This is a genomic window from Geminicoccus flavidas (genome assembly GCF_009806515.1).
Taxonomy (GTDB): Bacteria; Pseudomonadota; Alphaproteobacteria; order Geminicoccales; family Geminicoccaceae; genus Geminicoccus; species Geminicoccus flavidus.
On record NZ_WUJP01000717.1, the window covers coordinates 1 to 5,641 of the forward strand.

At 68.1% G+C, this 5,641-nt stretch carries 3 protein-coding genes and 1 pseudogene; 3 read left to right on the plus strand and 1 reads right to left on the minus strand.

All coding sequences use genetic code 11. The features are described 5' to 3' along the window. A pseudogene (locus tag EQG76_RS20550) lies at nt 1–195 on the minus strand (hypothetical protein); the annotation flags it as partial. 489 nt (nt 196–684) lie between these two features. Between EQG76_RS20550 and EQG76_RS20555 the strand changes: the two are divergent. From EQG76_RS20555 to EQG76_RS20565, 3 genes are all read left to right on the plus strand, one after another. After that, nucleotides 685–1,755: an HlyD family secretion protein gene (locus EQG76_RS20555; RefSeq protein ID WP_159716204.1), complete on the plus strand. Its 1,071-nt coding sequence runs from the start codon at nt 685–687 to the stop codon at nt 1,753–1,755. After that, a complete protein-coding gene (rbbA, locus tag EQG76_RS20560) occupies nt 1,752–4,517 on the plus strand; it encodes a ribosome-associated ATPase/putative transporter RbbA (protein ID WP_159716205.1) in 2,766 nt (921 codons plus the stop codon). Before EQG76_RS20555 ends, rbbA begins: the two co-directional genes overlap by 4 nt. Nucleotides 4,518–4,520: 3 nt before the next feature. Further along, a partial coding sequence (locus EQG76_RS20565) for an ABC transporter permease (protein ID WP_159716206.1) occupies nt 4,521–5,641 on the plus strand: 1,121 nt, incomplete at its 3' end.

Consider the following 5,641-nt stretch of genomic DNA (forward strand, 5'->3'; position numbering starts at 1 on the left):
GTCCCAGTCGAAGGGAACGAAGGTCCGCCCATCCCGGGCTGCACGTCGCTCGAGAACGCGGTCGAACACCTGCTTCCAGGCAGCCTCGTGCACCACGGCCGTCTTGGTGAGCACGCCGTCGAGATCGAACGCGACGCCATCGAAGCGTTCAGGCGTGACCTCTATCTCTGCGGGACCAGCCGGGCCGCCGGACATTGGCTGTCTCCGATGGATGGCAAGCGGGAAGGGCGACCTGCGGGTTCCTCTGACCCGGCGGCCCGAGAACCGCCCCGCACTCCGTTCGGGTCTACCGACCGGTGTTGCCGCCGTCGATCATCCGTTCCGGACTTCGGCAAAGCACCCACCCGTTCCGGCCACCGGCCGGACAGCCCGCAGCGCTCACCAGCGGGCGGCTCCTCCGCGTCGCGCTCATGCGGCAGCGCGGCAAAACCAGGCCGTCATCGACGCAAGGCGGGAGAGGCGGTACCGTCCCCTCGTCGAGATCCTAAAGGACCGGCTCGGCCAGAGCTCTCCATCCAGCAAGCCGGCCAGCGTCACGAACAATATCGGGATCACGATCGGCCGGCTCATGCCGCCCTGGAGCGACATCCCATCGCACCTGCTGGAGAAGATGACGATGTCAGGCTGGACAGGCGAAGCATGCCAGATCCTGATGCTCGGGTGAATTGCGGAACATCCTGAACGATGACCAATGCCAGGAAGTGGTTGTTGCGGGGCGGCATTGCGCTGGTCGTGCTCGCTGTCCTCTTTGGCGCCTATCGATGGCTGCAGCCAGACGGCCTGCCCGAGGGGATCGCCAGCGGCAATGGCCGAATCGAGGCCACAGAGATCGACATCGCCACGAGGACCCCGAGCCGGGTCGAGGCCATGCTGGTAAACGAGGGTGATTTCGTCACGGCCGGCCAGGTGCTCGCCCGCATGGACACGGCGGTGCTGCGCGCGCAGCTTCGCGAGGCTGAGGCCCAGCTCCAGCAGGCGGTCATCGGCGTCGGCACGGCGCAGAGCCTGGTGGTGCAGCGCAAGGCCGAGCATGAGGCGGCGGTGGCCACCGTGGCGCAGCGCGAAGCGGAAACGGAGGGAGCCGAGCGGCGTCTGGCCCGCTCGGAGGAACTGGCCAGGCGCGGCACCGGTGCCATCCAGGTGATGGACGATGACCGGGCGAGCTTCGAGGCCGCGCGGGCGGGCGCCAGCGCGGCGAAGGCACAGGTCGCGGCGGCGGAGGTCGCCATTAAGGTGGCCGAGGCCCGGATCGTGGACGCCGAGGCGGCGGTCAGTGCGGCGAAGGCGACGATCGAGCGGATCCAGGCGGACATCGACGACAGCGAGCTGAAGTCGCCGCGCGACGGCCGCGTGCAGTATCGGGTGGCGCAGCCGGGCGAGGTGCTGCCGGCCGGCGGCACCGTGCTCAACCTGGTTGACCTCGGCGACGTCTACATGACCTTCTTCCTGCCCACCGAAGCGGCCGGCCGCGTCACGCTCGGCACCGAGGTGCATCTGGTGCTGGATGCGGCTCCCCAATATGTCGTCCCGGCCAACGCCACCTTCGTGGCCGACGTCGCCCAGTTCACGCCCAAGACCGTGGAAACGGCCGACGAACGCCAGAAGCTGATGTTCCGAGTCAAGGCGCGGATCCCCCCGGAGCTCCTGCAGAAATACATCCAGGACGTGAAGACCGGCCTGCCGGGCATGGCCTACATCAAGCTCGACCCCGAGGCCGAGTGGCCGGACGGGCTGCAGGTCAACGTGCCGCTATGAGCCATCCGGATGGGCCGGTCGCCACGGCTGGGCGCGATGCAGCCCCGGTCGTGCGCCTGACGGGCGTCAGCCAGCGCTATCGGAAGACCGTGGCCCTGGACGCCGTCAGCCTCGACATCCCGTCCGGCTGCATGGTCGGCCTGATCGGCCCGGACGGCGTTGGCAAGTCCAGCCTGCTCTCGCTGGTCGCCGGCGCGCGTGCGGTGCAGGCCGGAAAGGTGGAGGCGCTGGGCGGCGACATGGCCGATTCTCAGCACCGCCGGGCCGTCTGCACGCGCATCGCCTACATGCCGCAGGGCCTGGGCAGGAATCTCTACGCGACCCTGTCGGTGGCGGAGAACCTGGAGTTCTTCGGCCGGCTGTTCGGGCAGGGCCAGGCCGAGCGGCAGCGCCGGATCGCCGATCTGACCGAAAGCACCGGGCTCAGTCCGTTCCTGGACCGGCCGGCCGGCAAGCTGTCCGGCGGGATGAAGCAGAAGCTGGGCTTGTGCTGCGCGCTGATCCACGACCCGGACCTGCTGATCCTGGACGAGCCGACAACTGGCGTCGACCCGCTGTCCCGCCGCCAGTTCTGGGAGCTGATCGACCGCATCCGGCAGGCGCGGCCCGGCATGAGTGTGGTGGTGGCCACTGCCTACATGGACGAGGCGGCGGGCTTCGACTGGCTGGTGGCGATGGATGGCGGGCGCGTGCTTGCCACCGGCACCACCGCGGAGCTGCTCGCGCGCACTGGCGCGCCTGCCCTGGAAGAGGCGTTCGTTGCCCTGCTGCCCAAGGAGAAGCGGCAGGGCTACCGGGAGGTGGTGGTCCCGCCCAGGGAAAGGGGCGGGGCGGCGGAGGTCGCCATCGAGGCCAGGGGCCTGACCATGCGCTTTGGCGACTTCACCGCGGTCGACGATGTGAGCTTCCGGATCGAGCGGGGCGAGATCTTCGGCTTTCTCGGCTCCAATGGCTGCGGCAAGTCGACCACCATGAAGATGCTGACCGGCCTCCTGCAGCCGACCGAGGGGCAGGCTTGGCTGTTCGGCCATGAGGTCGACGCGAACGACCTCGAGACGCGCCGGCGGGTCGGCTACATGAGTCAGGCCTTCTCGCTCTACCGCGAGCTGACGGTGCGGCAGAACCTGGAACTGCACGCCCGCCTCTTTCAGATGCCGGAGCAGGAGATCCCCGGGCGCATCGCCGAGAGTGCCGCTCGCTTCGGCCTCGATGACGTCATCGACACGCTGCCGGCCGCCCTGCCGCTCGGTCAGCGCCAGCGCCTGTCGCTGGCCGTGGCGATGATCCACCAGCCAGCGATGCTGATCCTGGACGAGCCCACTTCCGGCGTCGATCCGGTGGCGCGAGCCGGCTTCTGGCGGATCATGATCGACCTGGCGCGGCAGGACCGGGTCACGATCTTCATCTCGACCCATTTCATGAACGAGGCCGAGCGCTGCGACCGCATATCCCTGATGCATGCCGGCCGGGTGCTGGTCAGCGACACGCCGCAGGCCCTGGTCGAGAAGCGGGGGGCGGCCTCGCTCGAGGATGCGTTCGTCGCCTATCTGGAAGATGCCGTCCAGGAGCGCGCGGCGGAAAGCCCGGGACAGGCCGTGCCGGGCCCCACTGCCGCGATGCCGGCGCCCCAGGAAGAGGCGCCCCGCCGGCAGCGCTCCTTCGATCCGCGGCGCATGTTCAGCTACAGCCGGCGCGAGGCGCTGGAGCTGCGCCGCGATCCCATCCGCCTGACGCTGGCGGTGCTGGGCAGCGTCATCCTGATGTTCGTGATGGGCTATGGCATCAGCATGGACGTGGAGGACCTGACCTTCGCCGTGCTGGACCGCGACCAGACCACGACCAGTCGGAACTACACGCTGGAACTCGCGGGCTCCCGCTACTTCATCGAGCAGCCGCCGATCACCGACTACGAGGACCTGGACCGGCGCATGCGCGCCGGCGAGATCAGCCTGGCCATCGAGATCCCGCCAGGCTTCGCCCGTGACATCGCGCGTGGCCGCCCGGTCCAGATCGGTGCCTGGATCGATGGCGCCATGCCGGCGCGCGCCGAGACGGTGCGGGGCTATGTGCAGGGGATGCATGCCTTGTGGCTGTCCGATCGGGTGGCCGCGCCAGCTCCGGTCAATATCGAGACCCGGTTCCGCTACAATCCCGACCTCGAGAGCCTGGTGGCGATGGTGCCGGCCGTGATCCCGCTCCTGCTCCTGCTGCTGCCGGCGATGCTGACGGCCCTCAGCGTGGTGCGCGAGAAGGAGCTGGGCTCGATCGTCAACCTCTATGTCACGCCGACCACGAAGCTGGAGTTCCTCTTGGGCAAGCAGTTGCCCTACGTGGTGCTCGCCATGCTCAACTTCCTGCTGCTGACGCTGATCGCCGTTACCCTGCTCGGCATTCCCCTGACCGGCAGCTTCTGGACCCTGGCCCTGGGCGCGCTGCTCTACTGCTTCGCCGCGACCGCCATGGGCCTGCTGATCTCGTCCTTCATGCGCAGCCAGATCGCCGCGATCTTCGGGACGGCCATCGTGACGATGATGCCGGCACTCCAGTTCTCCGGCCTGCTCGACCCGGTCTCCTCGCTGGAGGGTGCCGGCGCGGTGGTGGGCCAGGTCTTCCCCACCACCCACTTCCTGACCATCTCGCGCGGGGTCTTCTCGAAGGCCCTCCAGTTCGGCGACCTGTCGGGGGCGTTCATCCCGCTGCTGATCGCCGTGCCGGTCCTGACGGGTTTATGCGTGCTGCTCCTGAAGAAGCAGGATGGCTGAGCCATGCGCCTGGCCAACATCCTGCACCTGGGCATCAAGGAGCTGTGGAGCCTCGCCCGCGACCCGATGATGCTGCTGCTGATCGTCTATGCGTTCAGCTATGCGATCTATTCAGGGGGCACGGCGGTGCCGGAGACGCTCAACAAGGCGGCGATCGCGGTGGTTGACGAGGACCGCTCGCCCCTGTCCGCCCGCATTACGAGCGCCTTCTACCCGCCCTACTTCCTCCAGCCGGAACTGATCACGACCGCGGAGATGGACGCGCGAATGGATGCGGGCCTGGACACGTTCGCCCTGGACATTCCGCCGGACTTCCAGCGCGACCTCCTGGACGGGCGCCGGCCGACCCTCCAGCTCAATGTGGACGCCACCCGCATGAGCCAGGCCTTCACCGGCAGCGGCTATATCCAGACCATCGTCCTGGACGAGGTGACGACGTTCATCCAGCGCTACCGCGCAAGCTCGACGCCGCCGGTCGACCTGGCGCTGCGGGCCAGATTCAACCCTACCCTGGACAAGTCCTCGTTCGGCGGGGTGGTCCAGGTGATCAACAACGTCACCATGCTCTCGATCGTGCTCACCGGCGCCGCCCTGATCCGCGAGCGCGAGCACGGCACCATCGAGCATCTCCTGGTGATGCCGGTGACGCCGTTCGAGATCATGACGAGCAAGATCTGGTCGATGGCCCTGGTCGTGCTGGGAGCCTGCGCCTTCGCCCTCCTCTTCATCGTGCAGGGTCTGCTGGCCGTGCCGATTGAAGGCTCGATCACGCTGTTCCTGGCCGGGGCCACGCTGCATCTGCTGGCGACCACCTCGCTCGGCATCTATCTGGCCACGATCGCGCGCTCGATGCCCCAGTTCGGCCTCCTGCTGATCCTGGTGATGCTGCCGCTGCAGATGCTTTCCGGCGGCTCCACGCCCCGGGAAAGCATGCCCGAATTCGTCCAGTACGTGATGCTGGCCGCACCCACGACCCATTTCGTCATGTTCGCCCAGGCGATCCTGTATCGCGGCGCCGGGCTGGCGGTGGTCTGGCCACAATTCCTGGCGCTGATCCTGATCGGCTCGGTCCTGTTCGCCCTGGCGCTCCGGCGCTTTCGCGACACCCTGAGCGGTGCCGGCTG